Annotated in this window: 11 protein-coding genes and 1 tRNA gene; 3 read left to right on the top strand and 9 right to left on the bottom strand. The window is 67.7% G+C overall.

Annotated features, from left to right (window positions below; all coding sequences use genetic code 11):
• Positions 1–66: 66 nt before the first annotated feature.
• From ACQZ13_RS25560 to ACQZ13_RS25590, 7 genes are all read right to left on the bottom strand, one after another.
• Positions 67–708, bottom strand: coding sequence for a histone (locus ACQZ13_RS25560; protein ID WP_431048665.1), 642 nt, complete (start codon positions 706–708; stop codon positions 67–69).
• A gap of 221 nt (positions 709–929) precedes the next feature.
• Positions 930–2,102, bottom strand: a complete 1,173-nt coding sequence (locus tag ACQZ13_RS25565; protein WP_431048666.1) for a ribonucleotide-diphosphate reductase subunit beta — start codon at positions 2,100–2,102, stop codon at positions 930–932.
• A 282-nt stretch (positions 2,103–2,384) separates the two neighbouring features.
• Complete coding sequence (locus ACQZ13_RS25570; protein ID WP_431048667.1) at positions 2,385–5,321, bottom strand: ribonucleoside-diphosphate reductase subunit alpha; 2,937 nt, start codon at positions 5,319–5,321, stop codon at positions 2,385–2,387.
• A gap of 589 nt (positions 5,322–5,910) precedes the next feature.
• Positions 5,911–7,548 (bottom strand): sigma-54-dependent transcriptional regulator, encoded by a 1,638-nt coding sequence (locus tag ACQZ13_RS25575; RefSeq protein WP_431048668.1) that lies wholly within the window; start codon positions 7,546–7,548, stop codon positions 5,911–5,913.
• The gene (locus ACQZ13_RS25580) at positions 7,538–9,286 is read right to left on the bottom strand and encodes a sensor histidine kinase (protein ID WP_431048669.1); all 1,749 of its coding nucleotides are present in this window, start codon (positions 9,284–9,286) and stop codon (positions 7,538–7,540) included. The genes ACQZ13_RS25575 and ACQZ13_RS25580 overlap by 11 nt, the downstream gene beginning before the upstream one ends.
• A gap of 14 nt (positions 9,287–9,300) precedes the next feature.
• On the bottom strand, positions 9,301–9,606 hold the full coding sequence (locus ACQZ13_RS25585; RefSeq protein WP_431048670.1) for a PP0621 family protein: 306 nt from the start codon (positions 9,604–9,606) through the stop codon (positions 9,301–9,303).
• Between the two features lie 88 nt (positions 9,607–9,694).
• Positions 9,695–10,528: a cytochrome C assembly family protein gene (locus ACQZ13_RS25590; RefSeq protein ID WP_431048671.1), complete on the bottom strand. Its 834-nt coding sequence runs from the start codon at positions 10,526–10,528 to the stop codon at positions 9,695–9,697.
• Between the two features lie 45 nt (positions 10,529–10,573).
• Between ACQZ13_RS25590 and ffh the strand changes: the two genes are divergently transcribed.
• The gene (ffh, locus tag ACQZ13_RS25595; RefSeq protein ID WP_431048672.1) at positions 10,574–11,968 is read left to right on the top strand and encodes a signal recognition particle protein; all 1,395 of its coding nucleotides are present in this window, start codon (positions 10,574–10,576) and stop codon (positions 11,966–11,968) included.
• A 42-nt stretch (positions 11,969–12,010) separates the two neighbouring features.
• Here ffh and ftsY read toward each other — a convergent pair whose 3' ends face one another.
• Positions 12,011–13,264, bottom strand: coding sequence for a signal recognition particle-docking protein FtsY (gene ftsY, locus ACQZ13_RS25600; protein ID WP_431048673.1), 1,254 nt, complete (start codon positions 13,262–13,264; stop codon positions 12,011–12,013).
• A 99-nt stretch (positions 13,265–13,363) separates the two neighbouring features.
• Here ftsY and ACQZ13_RS25605 point away from each other — a divergent pair.
• Both ACQZ13_RS25605 and ACQZ13_RS25610 read left to right on the top strand, forming a co-directional pair.
• A tRNA-Met gene (locus tag ACQZ13_RS25605) sits at positions 13,364–13,440 on the top strand.
• A gap of 205 nt (positions 13,441–13,645) precedes the next feature.
• Positions 13,646–14,197 (top strand): hypothetical protein, encoded by a 552-nt coding sequence (locus ACQZ13_RS25610; protein WP_431048674.1) that lies wholly within the window; start codon positions 13,646–13,648, stop codon positions 14,195–14,197.
• A gap of 60 nt (positions 14,198–14,257) precedes the next feature.
• Here ACQZ13_RS25610 and ACQZ13_RS25615 read toward each other — a convergent pair whose 3' ends face one another.
• The gene (locus ACQZ13_RS25615; protein ID WP_431048675.1) at positions 14,258–15,718 is read right to left on the bottom strand and encodes a pectate lyase family protein; all 1,461 of its coding nucleotides are present in this window, start codon (positions 15,716–15,718) and stop codon (positions 14,258–14,260) included.
• Positions 15,719–15,876 lie beyond the last annotated feature (158 nt).

Below are 15,876 nucleotides of genomic sequence, written 5' to 3' on the forward strand. Positions count from 1 at the left end.
AGAAAAAACCCGGCTTGCGCCGGGTTTCGAGAGGACCGGACCCGAAGGCCCGGTCATCGCTCAAGCTCAGGGCTTGTTGCCGGTCGGGAAGGGCCACGCGGCTTGCGGGCTCAGCGCGGTCTTCGCGGCAGGAGCCGGCGCAGCGGCAGGCTTCGCAGCAGGCGCAGCGGCAGGCTTGGCGGCAGCCTTCTTCGGCGCAGCAGCCTTCTTGGCAGCCGGCTTCGCAGCAGGCTTGGCAGCGGCAGCAGCCTTGGGGGCAGCCTTCGCAGCAGCCTTCTTCGGAGCAGCGGCCTTCTTGGGCGCAGCAGCCTTCTTGGCAGCCGGCTTGGCGGCGGGCTTCGCAGCCTTGGCAGCGGTCGCCTTGACGGGCGGCTTCTTGGCGGCGGCGACCTTCTTGGCCGGTGCAGCCTTCTTGGCGGCAGCGACCTTCTTCGCCGGTGCAGCCTTCTTCACTGCAACCTTCTTCGCCGGAGCGGCCTTCTTCGCAGCAGCCGCCTTCTTCGGAGCCGCGGCCTTCTTCGCCGGAGCTGCCTTCTTCGCAGCGACCTTCTTCGCCGGCGCAGCAGCCTTCTTGGCCGGAGCGGCCTTCTTGGCGGCCGGAGCCTTCTTGGCCGGAGCGGCCTTCTTCGCGGCCGGAGCCTTCTTCGCAGCGGCCTTCTTCGCGGCCGGAGCCTTCTTGGCCGGAGCGGCCTTCTTCGCAGTTGCCATTTCAGTTCTCCTTGATCAAGTGGAAATAGCCCTGCCCGTCATCAACCGGTTGATGCCGGTGCAGGTATTCACCGCCCACGACGCGCGGGAGTTGCGCTCCGCGGTGCGGTGAATCGGGGTGCGATGCGTCTGAGCCGCTTCTGCGTCGGTCTCAGGGGGCATCGCCAATCTTGATCTCTTCTTCAACAAACAATGCTCGAGGGTCGCTCCGCACCGGGACGTCAGTCCCAGGACAGGGCGCCGCCCGATTGGTATTCGATCACTCTCGTCTCGAAGAAGTTGCGTTCCTTCTTCAGGTCGATCATTTCGCTCATCCACGGGAACGGGTTCTCTTCGTTCGGGAAGAGCGGTTCCAGGCCGATCTGCGTCGCACGGCGGTTGGCGATGTAGCGCAGGTAGCCCTTGAACATGGCCGCGTTCAGACCCAGCACGCCGCGCGGCATGGTGTCCTCGGCGTAGCGGTACTCGAGCTCCACGGCCTTCTGGAACAGCGCCTTGATCTCCGCGCGGAATTCAGGCGTCCACAGGTGCGGGTTCTCCAGCTTGATCTGGTTGATCAGGTCGATGCCGAAGTTGCAGTGCATCGACTCGTCGCGCAGGATGTACTGGTACTGCTCGGCCGCGCCGGTCATCTTGTTCTGGCGACCCAGCGCCAGGATCTGCGTGAAGCCGACGTAGAAGAACAGGCCTTCCATCAGGCAGGCGAAGACGATCAGCGACTTCAGCAGCGTCTGGTCGTTCTCGGGCGTGCCGGTGACGAAGTTCGGATCCATGATCGCGTCGATGAACGGGATCAGGAATTCGTCCTTGTCGCGGATCGACTTCACCTCGTGATAGGCGTTGAAGATCTCGCTCTCGTCCAGGCCCAGCGACTCGACGATGTACTGGTACGCGTGCGTGTGGATCGCTTCCTCGAAGGCCTGGCGCAGCAGGAACTGGCGGGCCTCGGGCGCCGTGATGTGGCGGTAGGTGCCCAGCACGATGTTGTTGGCGGCCAGCGAATCGGCGGTGACGAAGAAGCCCAGGTTGCGCTTGATCACGCGACGCTCGTCTTCGGTCAGACCGTTCGGGTCCTTCCACAGCGCGATGTCGCGCGACATGTTCACTTCCTGCGGCATCCAGTGGTTCGCGCAGGTGGCGAGGTACTTCTCCCACGCCCACTTGTACTTGAACGGGACCAGCTGGTTGACGTCGGTCTGGCCGTTGATGATGCGCTTGTCGGCGACGTTCACACGGCGCTCGGCGGCATCGGTCGACGACGAGTCGGAAGAGGACATCGAGACCGTCGCGGAGGCGGCGACATCACGCGCGACGGGCTGCGTCGCTGCGTGGTTCGATGCGCCCGACTGCGGCGCGTTGCTCGAGGGTTTACGGTCTTCTTCCCAAACCAGCATGGTGGTCTTCCTATGGTCGCGGATTATCGGAGTGTTGTGTTCAAACACAAAGGACTTCTTGACTTTGACGCCGCTTCGCTGTTGCTGGTCCGCATCGCATTCGCTGCGTGGGACCGTGTGCGGCGCGCCTCTTGATGAGCGCGGCGGGGCGTCGCTTCAAGCGTTCATCGATCGCTCGCGGACGTCGCGGAGAAAACCGCCGATCGCCGCAAACATCGATGAACACTCGCATCGCGAGCGTCGGAGGTGTCGGCGTTGGACGTCGACACCTCCTGTTTCGATTTACTGGCAGGCCTCGCAACCGGGGTCGTCGATCGCGCAGAACGTGACGTCGGTCGCCGGCGTCGCGCTGCCCAGATCAGGCGCCGTCGATGCGGCGATCGGAGCGACAGTCGCGACGGAAATCGGCGCCGCCGCAGCAGGCGCGGCGCTCACGCCGCTGCCGCCGCTGCTCACCGAGTTGAGCTGACCGGCGTTCTGCACGGTGCTCTTCTCGGCGTGCGTCGCGCCCATCGTGCGGAGGTAGTAGGTGGTCTTCAGACCGCGCTGCCACGCCAGCTTGTAGGTGTCGTCCAGACGCTTGCCCGACGCGCCGGCCATGTAGATGTTCAGGCTCTGCGCCTGGTCGATCCACTTCTGACGGCGCGCGGCGGCTTCCACCAGCCACACGGTGTCGACTTCGAACGCGGTCGCGTAGAGCTGCTTCAGTTCCTCGGGCACGCGGTCGATGCGGCGCAGCGAGCCGTCGAAGTGCTTGAGGTCCATGACCATCACGTCGTCCCACAGACCCAGCTTCTTGAGGTCGCGGACCAGGTGCTCGTTCACCACGGTGAACTCGCCCGACAGGTTGGACTTCACCGACAGGTTGCCGAAGCAGGGCTCGATCGACGCGTCGACGCCGATGATGTTGGAGATCGTCGCGGTCGGCGCGATCGCCACGCAGTTGCTGTTGCGCATGCCGTCGCGGGCGATCTTGGCGCGCAGCGCGTCCCAGTCCAGCGTCGACGAACGGTCCACGTCGACGAAGCCGCCGCGGGCTTCGGCCAGCAGGTCCAGCGAGTCGATCGGCAGGATGCCGCGATCCCACAGCGAACCGCGGTAGCTGCTGTAGCGGCCACGCTCGGCGGCCAGCTCGGTCGAGGCCCAGTAGGCGTGGTAGCAGACGGCTTCCATCGAACGGTCGGCGAACTCGACGGCGGCGTCGGAGGCGTAGGGCACGCGCAGCTGATACAGCGCGTCCTGGAAGCCCATGATGCCCAGGCCCACCGGACGGTGACGCAGGTTCGAATCGCGCGCCTTCTTGACCGCGTAGTAGTTGATGTCGATGACGTTGTCGAGCATGCGCATCGCCGTCGACACCGTCTTCTTCAGCTTCTCCTGGTCGATCTGGCCGTCCTTGACGTGCTGCGACAGGTTGACCGAGCCCAGGTTGCAGACCGCGATCTCGTTGTCGTTGGTGTTCAGCGTGATCTCGGTGCACAGGTTGGACGAGTGCACCACGCCCACGTGCTGCTGCGGGCTGCGGACGTTGCAGGCGTCCTTGAACGTGATCCAGGGATGGCCGGTCTCGAACAGCATCGTCAGCATCTTGCGCCACAGGTCGCGGGCCGGCATGCGCTTGTAGAGCTTGAGTTCGCCGCGGTCGACCTTGGCCTCGTACGCCTCATAGGCGGTCTGGAAGGCCTTGCCGAACAGGTCGTGCAGGTCCGGGCAGGTGGACGGGCTGAACAGCGTCCAGTCGCCGCCTTCGATGACGCGCTTCATGAACAGGTCGGGAATCCAGTTCGCCGTGTTCATGTCGTGGGTGCGGCGGCGGTCGTCGCCGGTGTTCTTGCGCAGCTCGAGGAATTCCTCGATGTCCAGATGCCAGGTCTCCAGGTACGCGCAGACGGCGCCCTTGCGCTTGCCGCCCTGGTTGACGGCGACGGCCGTGTCGTTGACCACCTTCAGGAACGGGACGACGCCTTGCGACTTGCCGTTCGTGCCCTTGATGTGCGAACCCAGCGCGCGGACCGGGGTCCAGTCGTTGCCCAGGCCGCCGGCGAACTTCGACAGCAGCGCGTTTTCCTTCAGCGCTTCATAGATGCCGTCCAGGTCGTCGGCCACCGTCGTCAGGTAGCAGCTCGACAGCTGCGAGCGGCGCGTGCCGGCATTGAACAGCGTCGGCGTGGAGCTCATGAAGTCGAAGGTCGACAGGACTTCGTAGAACTCGATGGCGCGGGCTTCGCGGTCGATCTCGCCCAGGGCCAGGCCCATCGCGACGCGCATGAAGAACGCCTGCGGCAGTTCGATGCGGGTGCCGTCGACGTGCAGGAAGTAGCGGTCGAACAGCGTCTGCAGACCGAGGTAGTCGAACTGCAGGTCGCGTTCGGCCTTCAGCGCGGCACCCAGCTTGACCAGGTCGTACTGCTGCAGCTTCTCGTCGAGCAGCTCGGCCTGCACGCCCTTCTTGATGAAGCCGGGGAAGTAGTCGGCGTACTTGGTGGCCATCTCGGCCTGCGTCGCGTCCTCGCCCAGGATCTCGCGGCGGATCGTGTGCATCAGCAGACGCGCGGTGGCGCGCGTGTAGCCGGGATCCTTCTCGATCAGGGTGCGGGCGGCCAGGATGGCGGCCTTGTAGACCTCGTCGATCGGCACGCCGTCGTACAGGTTGCGCTTGGTCTCGGCCAGGATCGGGTCCGGCTTGACGTCGGCGCCCAGGTTCTCGCAGCTCGACGAGATCAGCGCGGCCAGCTTGTTCAGGTCGAGCGGGACGCGCACGCCGTTCTCGGTCACCGAGATGCCGGACTCCAGCACGGCGGCCTGCTGCTGCTCGCCCTGGCGGGCACGCTCCTGCGTGCGACGCTCGCGGTACAGCACATAGGCGCGCGCCACTTCATGATGGCCGCCGCGCATCAGCGCCAGCTCGACGTGGTCCTGCACATCTTCGATGTGGAAGGTGCCGCCGGCCGGACGCGAACGCAGCAGGCCGCGGGTCACGGAGTCGGTCAGCGCGTCGACGGTCTCGCGCACGCTGGCGGAGGCGGCGCCGCTGGTGCCGTGCACCGCGAGGAACGCCTTCATCATCGCCACCGCCACTTTGCTGGGCTCGAAATGCACCACCGCGCCGTTGCGGCGGATGATCTGATGCTGCGGGAAGCTGGCCGAAGCGGCGGCGGACTCGCGGGGAGTCTGCGCCAGGCCCGTTTCAGCGGTCGGTGTGGCGGCGACAGTCTGCATGGGTTCCTCGTTCTGGTCTGAAAACAAAAAAAGCTGCGCCCGGCCCGGCTTTTCCGAAGGGCCAAACATCAGGGGGTCAGGTGGTGCTCGCGATGCTGAGGATGCGCCTTGGCTTGGTGATTCCGCTCCTCCGGCTGAGGGGCCGGCACTGCGGACAAGACTTCTGATGGAGCATTCATCGCCGTGTTTGCGAAGTCAGCAGGATAGCATGCAAAACACTATATCTAGTGGTTGCGGGACCTTCAAGGAACTAGCGGTAGCGTCACCTCCCCTTGACGCCCGCCACCCGCTGGGCTAGCCGGAAGACCTGACCCCGCACACCCCCGATGGATTCGCGCATCCCCCGCGGAACGCGAGGATCCACGCGGTCTGGCGGCCCGAATGCGCCGCGAACGCCCATGGTTGCTGCGCTTGCGACGATGGCAATCCGATGACGACTTCGCAAGGTGTCCCCAGGGGGTAGGACAAGTCCGGATGAGGACCTTCCCCTAGCCGCCACCAGCGGTGGGGTCATGGTCGCCATGCGCGCATCTCCAGGTCGGAGCGCGCACATTTCGGACCGCCCAGTTGCGGGGGACGGGTGGAAACGTCAGGACTCGTCGCCGCCGATGGAGATGGCCAGACGGGCCATCCGATAACGCATCTGGCGCAGCGAGAGGCCCAGGCTCGCACCGGCGGCCGTTCGGTTGTTGCGATGTCGCTCCAGCGCGCGCAGAAGGATCTGCTTCTCGACCTCGTCCAGATAGGCCGCGAGATCCGACGGCAGCGACGCACCGCCCGCCAACTCGGCAGGCAAGGTCGCGGCCAGCATCGCCTCGACACCGCCGAAGGCAGCATCGGTCGGCGCATCGTCCAGGCCCAGCACGCTGTCGGGCAGACCGAGATCGGCCAGGTCGATGCCGTCGCCGCTGGACAGCGCCAGTGCACGATGCAGCAGGTTCTCCAGCTCCCGCACATTGCCGGGGAAGCTGTAGCGCGAGAGCGTCGCCAACGCCGCCGGCGTCAGCACGGGCACCGGCTCGACGCCGGCATCCGCGGCGATGCGCAACAGGATCCGCGCGCTGATCGGCGCCAGGTCCTCCATGCGCTCGCGCAGCGGCGGGACGCGGATCTGGATGACGTTGAGCCGGTAATACAAGTCCTGACGGAACCGTCCGCCCGCGACCTCGGCGGTCAGGTCCTTGTGCGTCGCGCTGAGGAGCCGGACGTTGACCGGCACCTCGGCCACAGCGCCGACCGGTCGCACGGAACGCTCCTGCAACGCGCGCAGGAGCTTGGACTGCATCGCGATCGGCAGGTCGCCGATTTCGTCGAGGAAGAGCGTGCCGCCCTGCGCGGCCTGGAAGAAGCCCTCGCGGTCCTCGCTCGCACCGGTGAACGCGCCCTTGCGATAGCCGAAGAATTCGGCCTCCAGCAGTTGCTCGGGGATCGCGCCGCAGTTGACCGCGATGAAGGGTTGGGGACGACGCGCGCTGACGTCGTGGATCGCGCGCGCGACCAGCTCCTTGCCGGTGCCGGATTCGCCGTTGATCAGCACGGGCGCCATGCTGCGCGCGACCTTCTCGATCAGTTCGCGCACCTGGCGCATCGGCGCCGAGTCGCCGACCAGACGCGCGAGCGCGGACGGGGAGCCGGTCAGCGGGGGCGCTGGACGCGGCGCCCTGCGGCGCTCCGGCCGGGGCGCATCCGTCGGGGGCAACATGTCGAAGGTGCCGGGCGCGGTCGGCGCGAACGCGTCGTCCTCGGACTCGACGGCAGCCGGGGCTGCGGCGACGGGGCGTGCGGGCGCGCCAGCGGCCGGCAGCGAGCCCGGTGGCGCCGACGAGAACGGCTTGGGCACCGGACCTTCTGCCTTGGGCGCCCGCCCGAGCGCGGAGGCGACCACCATGCGGAACTGGCGCAGGTCGACGGGCTTGGTCAGGTAGTCGTACGCGCCGGCCTTGAGCGCTTCGACGGCGTTCTCGGCGGAGCCGTAGGCGGTGATCACGAGCGCGCGTTCGCTGCGCCCTTTCTGTTCGAGCCAGCGCAGGATGTCCAGCCCGGAGCCGTCGGGCAGCCGCATGTCGGTGATGACGGCGTCGTAGCGGCGCGAGCCGAGCAGCTCCAGCGCGTCCTCGACGGTGCCGGCGCTGTCCAGCGTGAAGCCTTCGCGCAGCAGCGTCATCTCGTAGAGGGTGCGCAGGTCGGGCTCGTCGTCGATGACCAGCAGGCGGGGATCAGCGCTCATGGAGTTCGGTATCGGGGAAATAGGAGTCGGGTCCCGCGGCCGGGATCGAGGCCAGCACGCCGGCCGGCGTCGCCGGGCGCGGCAGCAGCACGCGGAATTCATTGGCTTCGGCATCCGCCGGGCCGCCCGAGGGCGCGGCATGGCGGTGGTAGCTGATGCGGCCGCCGTAGCGTTCGCAGAGCTCGCGGCAAATGTACAGGCCGAGGCCGGATCCGCGACTGCGGGTCGAGAAGAAGGGCTCGAAGAGATGCCGCTCTACCTCGGGCGGTATGGCCTCGGCGCGACTGAAGACCGACAGGCGCACCCACTCGTCGGACTCGGCCACCTGCACGCGCAGGGCGCCGGGACCGGGCCGCGCGTGGCGCAGGCCGTTGTCCAGCAGGTTGATCAGGACGCGGCGCAGGTGCTCGGGCTCGAAGCTGACGAGCAGGCCGTCGCGCCAGATCTCGATGCGCAGCGGACTGCCGTCGCCCTCGGGCAGGCGCTGCGTGAGCGCCCAGTCGGCGCAGTACTCGCGCACCAGCGGCGAGATGGCCAGCGTCAGCGAGACCGGCGCGATGCCCGGCGCGACCTCCATGACGTCGTCGACCAGACGCTTGAGCCGCTCGACGTTGGAGGTCACCATGCGTGTCAACGGCTCCAGCCGCGGGTCGTCGGCGAGGTCCTCGGCCATCAGCGCGTTGGCCTGCGCGATGGCCGTCAACGGATTGCGGATCTCGTGCGCGATGCCGGCGGAAACCCGGCCCATCGCCGCGAGCTTCTCCTGGCGGTTGCGCGCTTCGAGCATCCGGTTGTCTTCCAGGAAGAGCACGCAGAGGTCGTCGCCGTCCACCGGCCGCTGCGTGAAGCGCATGCGCACGCGCAGCGAGCGCTGCTTGCCGCGGCCGAATTCCAGCAGCACGTCGCGGCCGGACTCGGGCCACTGCTCGCCGCCGAAGGCTTTCTCGATCGCGCGCAGCAGCGGCTTCCAGGCCGGCGTCGTGTCGAGCCGGAAGGCGCCCGAACGCAGCGCGGCGCCTTCGGCCAGCAGCGCACGCGCCGCCGGGTTGGCGGTGCGCACCAGCCCGCGACGGTCGGCGACGAGGACGCCCTCCTCCATCTCTTCCAGGACCAGGCGGTTCAGGTCGGCCTGCTGGCGGGCGTACTCGAGGCTGCCGCGTGCGGCGCGCTCTTCGCGCGCGAGGCGGGAGGCAATCTCGTTGGACAGCAACGTGACCACGAACAGGCCGCAGCCCAGCAGGCCCGCCTGGCTGATGCGCAGCGCGCCGTCGCGCTCGCTCAGCACGGCCCAGCCGGAGAGCATCAGCAGCACCAGACTCGGCAGCGCCGCGCAACCCAGCGCCCGCAGGCGCGGCAGCAGCGCGCCGGCCATCAGCGCCGGCATGAAGAACAGGGCGCCGTAAGGCCCGCCCGGGTCCTGCAGCTGCAGGCCCGTGAACAGGATCAGGTCGGCGCCGATGCTGACCAGGAACTGCCGCGCGCTCAGGCCGGCGCGGTCCTTGGGCGGCGCCTCGCCGCCGCCGAACCAGCGCGGCAGCAGCCACGCGAGCACCGTCTGCACGCCGTAGACCAGCGCCAGCAGCGCGACCCAACCTGTGGGCCTCGCGCCCATCAGGCCGGCGAGCGACTGCGTGGCCAGCAGCGCCAGGCCGAGCGCCGCGCGCGCACCCATGAAGGCGCGGTACAGCCGCTGGATGGTGCTGGCGCTGATGGCGCCGCGGGCCTCTTGGGTGGCCATGCGTGCTCCGGCGCTCAGGACCCGGACGCGCCGCCGCGGGCGCGCTCCGCGGCGGCCGCGTCGAGACGGGCCTCGTGGGCCGCGCGATGGGACGCGCTGCAGAACAGGCCGCCGCGACCGGGCACGGCCTCGCCGGCCGGCAGATGGGTGCCGCACTCGGCGCAACTCACCATCGATTCGAGCTCAGGCGATGGAGCCGGTGCCGGCGGTGCGGACGGCGACTGCGGACGCGCATCGCGCGAGGCTGGCCGGCCCCGCTTGAAGCCGAGCATGAAGGCGACCACCGCCAGCAGGACGATCCAGAAGAGCAGCTTGATCACGATGGGGCAGTCGGTGAGGCAGTCGGTGAGGCAGTCGGTGAAGCGGTCGCGAGGATCGGTGAGGAGAACATTGGCGGGCGAACTGCGATCAGACCGGCGGGCGCTGCAGGACGACTTCGAGGACGAAGCGCGAGCCGGCATAGGACAGCAGCAGCAATGCGGCGCCGAAGTACAGCCAGCGCGTGGCGCGCTTGCCGCGCCAGCCGAACACGCGGCGACCGGTGAGCAGGCCGGTCAGCACGATCCAGCCGAGCACGGCGAACAGCGTCTTGTGGTCCCAGCGCCATTCCGGCGTGAAGGCGACGCCGAGCAGCAGCGCGATCGACAGCACGACGACGCCGGCGCCGACGAACTGGAAGGTCAGGCGTTCGAGCCGCAGCAGCGGCGTGCCGAAGGCAGGCGCGCCCTGCCCCTTCTGCGACCGCATCTGGCGCTCGGCGCGGTTGAGCATCACCGCGTGCATCACCGCGACGCCGCACAGGCCGTAGGACGCCAGCCCCATCGCCCAGTGCAGCGGCGCCAGCGGCGAGCCGGCCTGCGGCCGGTACTCGCCGGGGAAGGCCCAGGCCACCCCCATGACGACCAGCCCCAGCACGCTGAGCAGCCGCTGCGCGGACGGCAACGGCAGGAAGCGGCTCTCGACCAGATAGACGCCGATCATGAGCCAGATCGTCATCGACAGCGAGGGCGCGAATCCGAAGCGCGCCGCATGCCCGCCGTTGACCGGCGCGGCGCCGATGCCGCCGATGTCCACGACCAGCGCGGCCAGGTGCAGCAGCCAGGCCAGGACCAGCACGGCGCGCCAGGTGCGGGGGCGGCGGTGGGCGAAGACGGCGGCGGCGGCATAGGCCAGTGCCCCGGCGGCGCTGAGGGCGGCGAGGAGCAGGCCGCTGGGCTCGGCGGAGGCGGACGATAAAATCATCTGCAAAGTGTAATGAGGCGCGCCCGCTTGCGCGGGGCCGAAACGATGGCATCCACCCTGACCGATCGACTGAGCCGGCTTGTGAAGACCATGCGGGGTCAAGCCCGCATCACCGAGTCCAATGTGCAGGACATGCTGCGCGAGGTCCGCATGGCGCTGCTGGAGGCCGACGTCGCGCTGCCCGTGGTGCGCGACTTCGTCGCCCGCGTGAAGGAGAAGGCGCTGGGCCAGGAGGTGGCGGCCTCGCTGAATCCGGGCCAGGTGCTGGTCTCGGTCGTCCACAAGGAACTGGCCGCGACGATGGGTGACGGCGTCGCCGACATCAACCTCGCCGCGCAGCCGCCCGCCATCATCCTGATGGCCGGCCTGCAGGGCGCCGGCAAGACGACGACGACCGCCAAGCTGGCCAAGCACCTGACCGAGAAGCGCAAGAAGAAGGTGCTGACGGTTTCCGCGGACGTGTACCGCCCCGCCGCGATCGAGCAGCTCAAGACGGTGACGAAGCAGGCGGGCGCCGAATGGTTCCCGTCGGCGCCGGACCAGAAGCCGCACGACATCGCGCTGGCGGCGCTGGATCACGCCAAGCGTCACTTCTTCGACGTGCTCCTGGTCGACACGGCCGGCCGCCTGGCGATCGACGAAACGCTGATGGCCGAGATCCGCGACCTGCACGCGACGCTCAAGCCGGTGGAGACGCTGTTCGTGGTCGATGCGATGCAGGGTCAGGATGCGATCAACACCGCCAAGGCCTTCAAGGAGGCGCTGCCGCTGACCGGCATCGTGCTGACCAAGCTGGACGGCGACTCGCGCGGCGGCGCGGCGCTGTCGGTCAAGCAGATCACCGGCGCGCCGATCAAGTTCGCGGGCGTGTCGGAGAAGATCGACGGCCTGGAGGTCTTCGACGCCGAACGCCACGCCGGCCGCGTGCTCGGCATGGGCGACATCGTCGCGCTGGTCGAGGAAGTCCAGAAGGGCGTGGACGTCGAGGCGGCGCAGAAGCTGGCCGAGAAGCTCAAGTCCGGCGACGGCTTCGACCTGAACGACTTCCTCGCGCAGATCTCGCAGATGAAGAAGATGGGCGGACTGTCCGGACTGATGGACAAGCTGCCCACGCAGATGACCGCCAAGGCCGGCCAGCCCGACATGGACAAGGCCGAGCGCGACATGAAGCGCATGGAAGGCATCCTCAACGCCATGACCGCCAAGGAACGCCGCCAGCCGGCGCTGCTGATGGACGGCAAGTCCAAGGCCAGCCGCAAGCGCCGCATCGCCGCGGGCGCGGGCGTCCACATCCAGGAAGTCAACCGCCTGCTCAACCAGTTCGACCAGATGCAGGGGATGATGAAGAAGATGAAGGGCGGCGGCCTGATGAAGATGATGAAGAAGATGGGCGGCCTCAAGAACCTCATGGGCGGCGGAGGCGGCGGGTTCCCGATGTAACCCCACCCACCCATGAAAATCGGCTCCCGAGGGAGCCGATTTTCATTCCAGCAGCGCTTGCGCGAACTCTCGCGCGTCGAAGGTCTGGAGGTCCTCGAGCTTCTCGCCGACGCCGATGAAGTAGACCGGGATCGGCCGCTCGCGCGCGATCGCGGCGAGCACGCCACCCTTGGCCGTGCCGTCGAGCTTGGTGACGATCAGTCCGGTGAGGCCGAGCGCGTCGTCGAAGGACTTCACCTGCATCAGCGCGTTCTGGCCGGTGTTGCCGTCGACGACCAGCAGCACCTCGTGCGGCGCCGTCTCCTGCGCCTTGCCGATCACGCGCTTGATCTTCTTGAGCTCCTCCATCAGGTGGAGCTGAGTCGGCAGGCGGCCGGCGGTGTCGGCGATGACGACATCGCAGCCGCGCGCCTTGCCCGCGACCACCGCATCGAAGGTCACCGCTGACGGATCGCCGCCCTCTTGGCTCACGATCTGCACGCGGTTGCGGTCCGCCCACACGGCGAGCTGCTCGCGCGCCGCGGCGCGGAAGGTGTCCGCCGCGGCCAGCAGCACGTTGGCTTCGGCATCGGCCAGATGGCGCGTGAGCTTGCCGATGCTGGTCGTCTTGCCGGCGCCGTTCACGCCGACCACCATCATCACCGTCGGCGAGTGCTCGCCGATCACGAGCTGGCGCTGCAACGGCTGCAGCAGCTCGGTCAGCGCGTCCACGAGCAGCTGCCGCACGGCGGCCGGATCGCTGGCCTTGGCGTCCCTCACGCGACGCTTCAGATCTTCAAGGAGGAACTCGGTGGCCTTCACGCCGGCATCGGCCATCAGCAACGCGGCTTCGAGCTCTTCATACAGCGCGTCGTCGATCTGCGTGCCGGTGAAGACCTGGGAGATGCTCGACCCGGTCTTGCGCAGACCTTGGCGGAGCTTGTCCATCCAGCTCTTGCGCGGCGCGGGCTCGGGGACCGGCGCGGGCGCGGGCACCGCAACCGGCGTCACTGCGACGGGAGCGGGAGCCGGTTTCGGTGCGGCAACAGGGGCCAGCGTGAGTGCAGGCGCAACGGGCGCGGGTGCTGCGATGGGCGCCGGAGCAATGGCCGGAGCGACGACCGGGGCGGCCACCGGAACGGGTGCGGTCGGCGGGGTCAGGGGTTGCGGAGCGGCTGGGGTCGACGGCGGCTCGATGGCGGGCGCGGGGGCGGCCGGAGGGAGCGCGGTGTCGACCGCTGGCGGCGCTTCGGGAGCGGGAGCCGGCGTGGGTTCGGCGGAGCCGAAGCCCAGTTTTTTCTTGAGGAAGCTGAACATGGAGGGGTCGAGTAGGACTCGCGCGCCGAAATTTCGATGCCGTGATCGGCGGGGCTTGCATTGTCTTCGAAATCTTTGCTATAGTCGCTGTCTTCGCAAGGCGCTTTAGCTCAGCCGGTTAGAGCGACGGAATCATAATCCGCAGGTCCGGGGTTCGAATCCCTGAAGCGCCACCAAATACGAAACCCCGCAGGACGCAAGTTCTGCGGGGTTTTCCGTTTTGGGCCTGGTGAACTGCGCTCGTGCCAACAGCCCAGAGAGCAAGGTCGCGGACCAACAGGCCAAGACTACGATTCGAAGCGCGGCCTGCTCAAGCAACGCATTTCCTTCGACCTCCCCTCCCCCCGATTCATGGCGAACTTCCGAATTCCAAACAGTTGGATGGCGCTGTTGGCCTGCTCACTTCTGCCAACACTGGCTTCAGCCGCCAAGCCAGGCGACCCGTTGTGCAAAGCGCATGAGGAGGCGGTCTTCAACTGCTTCACGGGCAAGAAGACCGCGTCGCTTTGCGCATCGCCCACCGAGGCTGCTCCCACCGCACTCACCTATCGCTACGGCACTTCAGGCACTGTGGAAAACGAGTTCGCCGCAACTCCGGAGAATGGCCGCTTCTTCAGCGGCACGGTCTCGCCCGCCGCGCCTCGGGCTTGGGTCAGCCAGGTTTGGTTCGACCGCGGCAACTTCAGATACCTGATGACGGAATGCGTGGGAGGAGACTGTCCGTTCCACGCGGGACTCGCCGTCATCAAGGGCGAAAAGATCGCCATGAACGCCTCGTGCAAACGCCCGCCCGGCGTTCGTTTGCCGGCCTTCTCGCGGGAACTGGTGAAGTTCGGCTCCAAGCCCGACGACAGCAAGTCATCGACACCGCTCCTGCGAATCGAAGCCGTCGATAACCTCGTCTACGAGCTGTACAAGTCCGCGGACAAGTAGAGCATCCGTAGACCTGGACCGAGGCCCTCGCAACAGCGAGGGCCTCTTCGCTTCAGCAGTTCAATTGCAGCTCAAGGTCGCATAGTTCTTCCCCGCCCCCGCCACGGTGAGCAGCTTCTGCTTCACGCAAGCCGGCGTGTGCACCGTGTACGAATACGGGATGCCCACCGGGAAGTTCGCCGTCGTCACCCAGTCGGTCGCGTCGCGCGACGGGCTCGATCCGCTCGCCACCCACTTGATCCCGTAGGTCGCGAAGTCGGCCGGGCTGCGCACGTTGTTGTTGCGCAGTTCCCAGTAGCCGATCGACGAGCTGTCCCGCGAGGTCACCGGGTTCTGCGCGTTCTCGAAGTAGTTGCCTTCGATCAGCGCGTAGCCGCCCATGCGGATGTTGGCGCCCGAGGTCAGCACGCCCGAGTACAGGTTGTTGTACAGGTGCGTGTAGCCCGCGCGCTGCAGCGGCAGCCGCGAGCCGACGTTGCTGTACACGTTGTGGTGGAAGGTGATGTAGCGGTCGCTCGCGTCGCTGTCGCTCGATCCGATCAGGCCGACCTTGTGGTGGTCGTGCAGATAGTTGTACGAGTAGGTGATGTGATGCGCGCCGGCCTTGCTGTCGATGAGGCCATCGAACTCCAGGTCACCGGCGCCGGAGCATTCGGCGGTGGAGCTGAACAGCGTGTTGTGATCGATCCAGACATAGCCCGGGAACTTGCCGCTCTGGCCTTCGATGCCGATGGCGTCGATGGATCCGGGCAGCAGCCCGATCGTCATGTTGCGGATGATGATGTTGGTCGCCGCGGCCTTGATGGCGAGACCGAAGTTCGCCGCCGAGCCGTTGACGCCTTCGATCGTGACGTTGCTCTTGTTCTTGACCTCGACCACCGCGCCCGCCGCCTTCTTCCACTGCGCACAGGGATCGGGGATGCTGCCGAAATCGAAAGTGCCCGCGTAGCGGATCACCAGCCCGCCGGTGCCGCTGTAGGCATCGATCGCGGCCTGCATCTGCGCCGCGGTGGTGACGGTGATCGGCGTTGCCGAACCGCCGCCGGTGACCTGCCCCGCGTAACCGCCGCTGTGTCCCGCCGGAGCCGGCGAAGGTGCCGGGGATGGCGACGGTGCGGGTGAAGGCGCCGGAGACGGTGCCGGAGACGGCGATGGCGCCGGCGATCCGGCCGGTCCCACCGCGCACTTCTCCGCCTTGCCCGGATTCGGATCCGCGCCACCGAAGGTCGCCGACGTGCAGGCGACGTTGCCGCTCAGCGTCTTGATGACCCACTTGTCCTTCACGCCGAAGGAGACCTGGCGCGCCGTGTCGCCGACCTTGCAGGTGCCGCCCTCGTCCGCGCACTTGGAAAAGCCGGACGGCCAATCCACAGCGTGCGCCGCGCCCATCGGCGCGACGGCGCCGACCACGACCGCCATCGCCATCAAGCCGTGCCTCGGGCTCGGCGCGCGCAGCAATCCGGCGGTCGGCGGCTTGGGCGCGACCAGCACGGCGGACTCGTCAATACGGGTGCTCTTCATCGAATGTCTCCCAATGTCGTTGAGGCGATCGGCGCGGGCATGGCTCCGCCCTCACCGGTCACCGGTGAATCAAAAAATGCTCGGGAACCCAACGCCGTTTCCTCCGCCTCGCGCGACGCGGACCAGCAGGATCCGCATCGGGGACGGTGGCCGTCGGC

Source organism: Roseateles sp. L2-2 (assembly GCF_050613215.1).
GTDB lineage: Bacteria > Pseudomonadota > Gammaproteobacteria > Burkholderiales > Burkholderiaceae_C > Roseateles > Roseateles noduli.

What these genes read in the sequence shown, in the direction of transcription:
- ffh (WP_431048672.1), top strand. Translation starts at nt 10,574, where the DNA reads ATGGCATCCACCCTGACCGATCGACTGAGCCGGCTTGTGAAGACCATG.
- ACQZ13_RS25580 (WP_431048669.1), bottom strand. Translation starts at nt 9,286, where the DNA reads ATGGCCACCCAAGAGGCCCGCGGCGCCATCAGCGCCAGCACCATCCAG.
- ACQZ13_RS25610 (WP_431048674.1), top strand. Translation starts at nt 13,646, where the DNA reads ATGGCGCTGTTGGCCTGCTCACTTCTGCCAACACTGGCTTCAGCCGCC.
- ACQZ13_RS25615 (WP_431048675.1), bottom strand. Translation starts at nt 15,718, where the DNA reads ATGAAGAGCACCCGTATTGACGAGTCCGCCGTGCTGGTCGCGCCCAAG.
- ACQZ13_RS25560 (WP_431048665.1), bottom strand. Translation starts at nt 708, where the DNA reads ATGGCAACTGCGAAGAAGGCCGCTCCGGCCAAGAAGGCTCCGGCCGCG.
- ACQZ13_RS25575 (WP_431048668.1), bottom strand. Translation starts at nt 7,548, where the DNA reads ATGAGCGCTGATCCCCGCCTGCTGGTCATCGACGACGAGCCCGACCTG.
- ACQZ13_RS25565 (WP_431048666.1), bottom strand. Translation starts at nt 2,102, where the DNA reads ATGCTGGTTTGGGAAGAAGACCGTAAACCCTCGAGCAACGCGCCGCAG.
- ACQZ13_RS25590 (WP_431048671.1), bottom strand. Translation starts at nt 10,528, where the DNA reads ATGATTTTATCGTCCGCCTCCGCCGAGCCCAGCGGCCTGCTCCTCGCC.
- ftsY (WP_431048673.1), bottom strand. Translation starts at nt 13,264, where the DNA reads ATGTTCAGCTTCCTCAAGAAAAAACTGGGCTTCGGCTCCGCCGAACCC.
- ACQZ13_RS25570 (WP_431048667.1), bottom strand. Translation starts at nt 5,321, where the DNA reads ATGCAGACTGTCGCCGCCACACCGACCGCTGAAACGGGCCTGGCGCAG.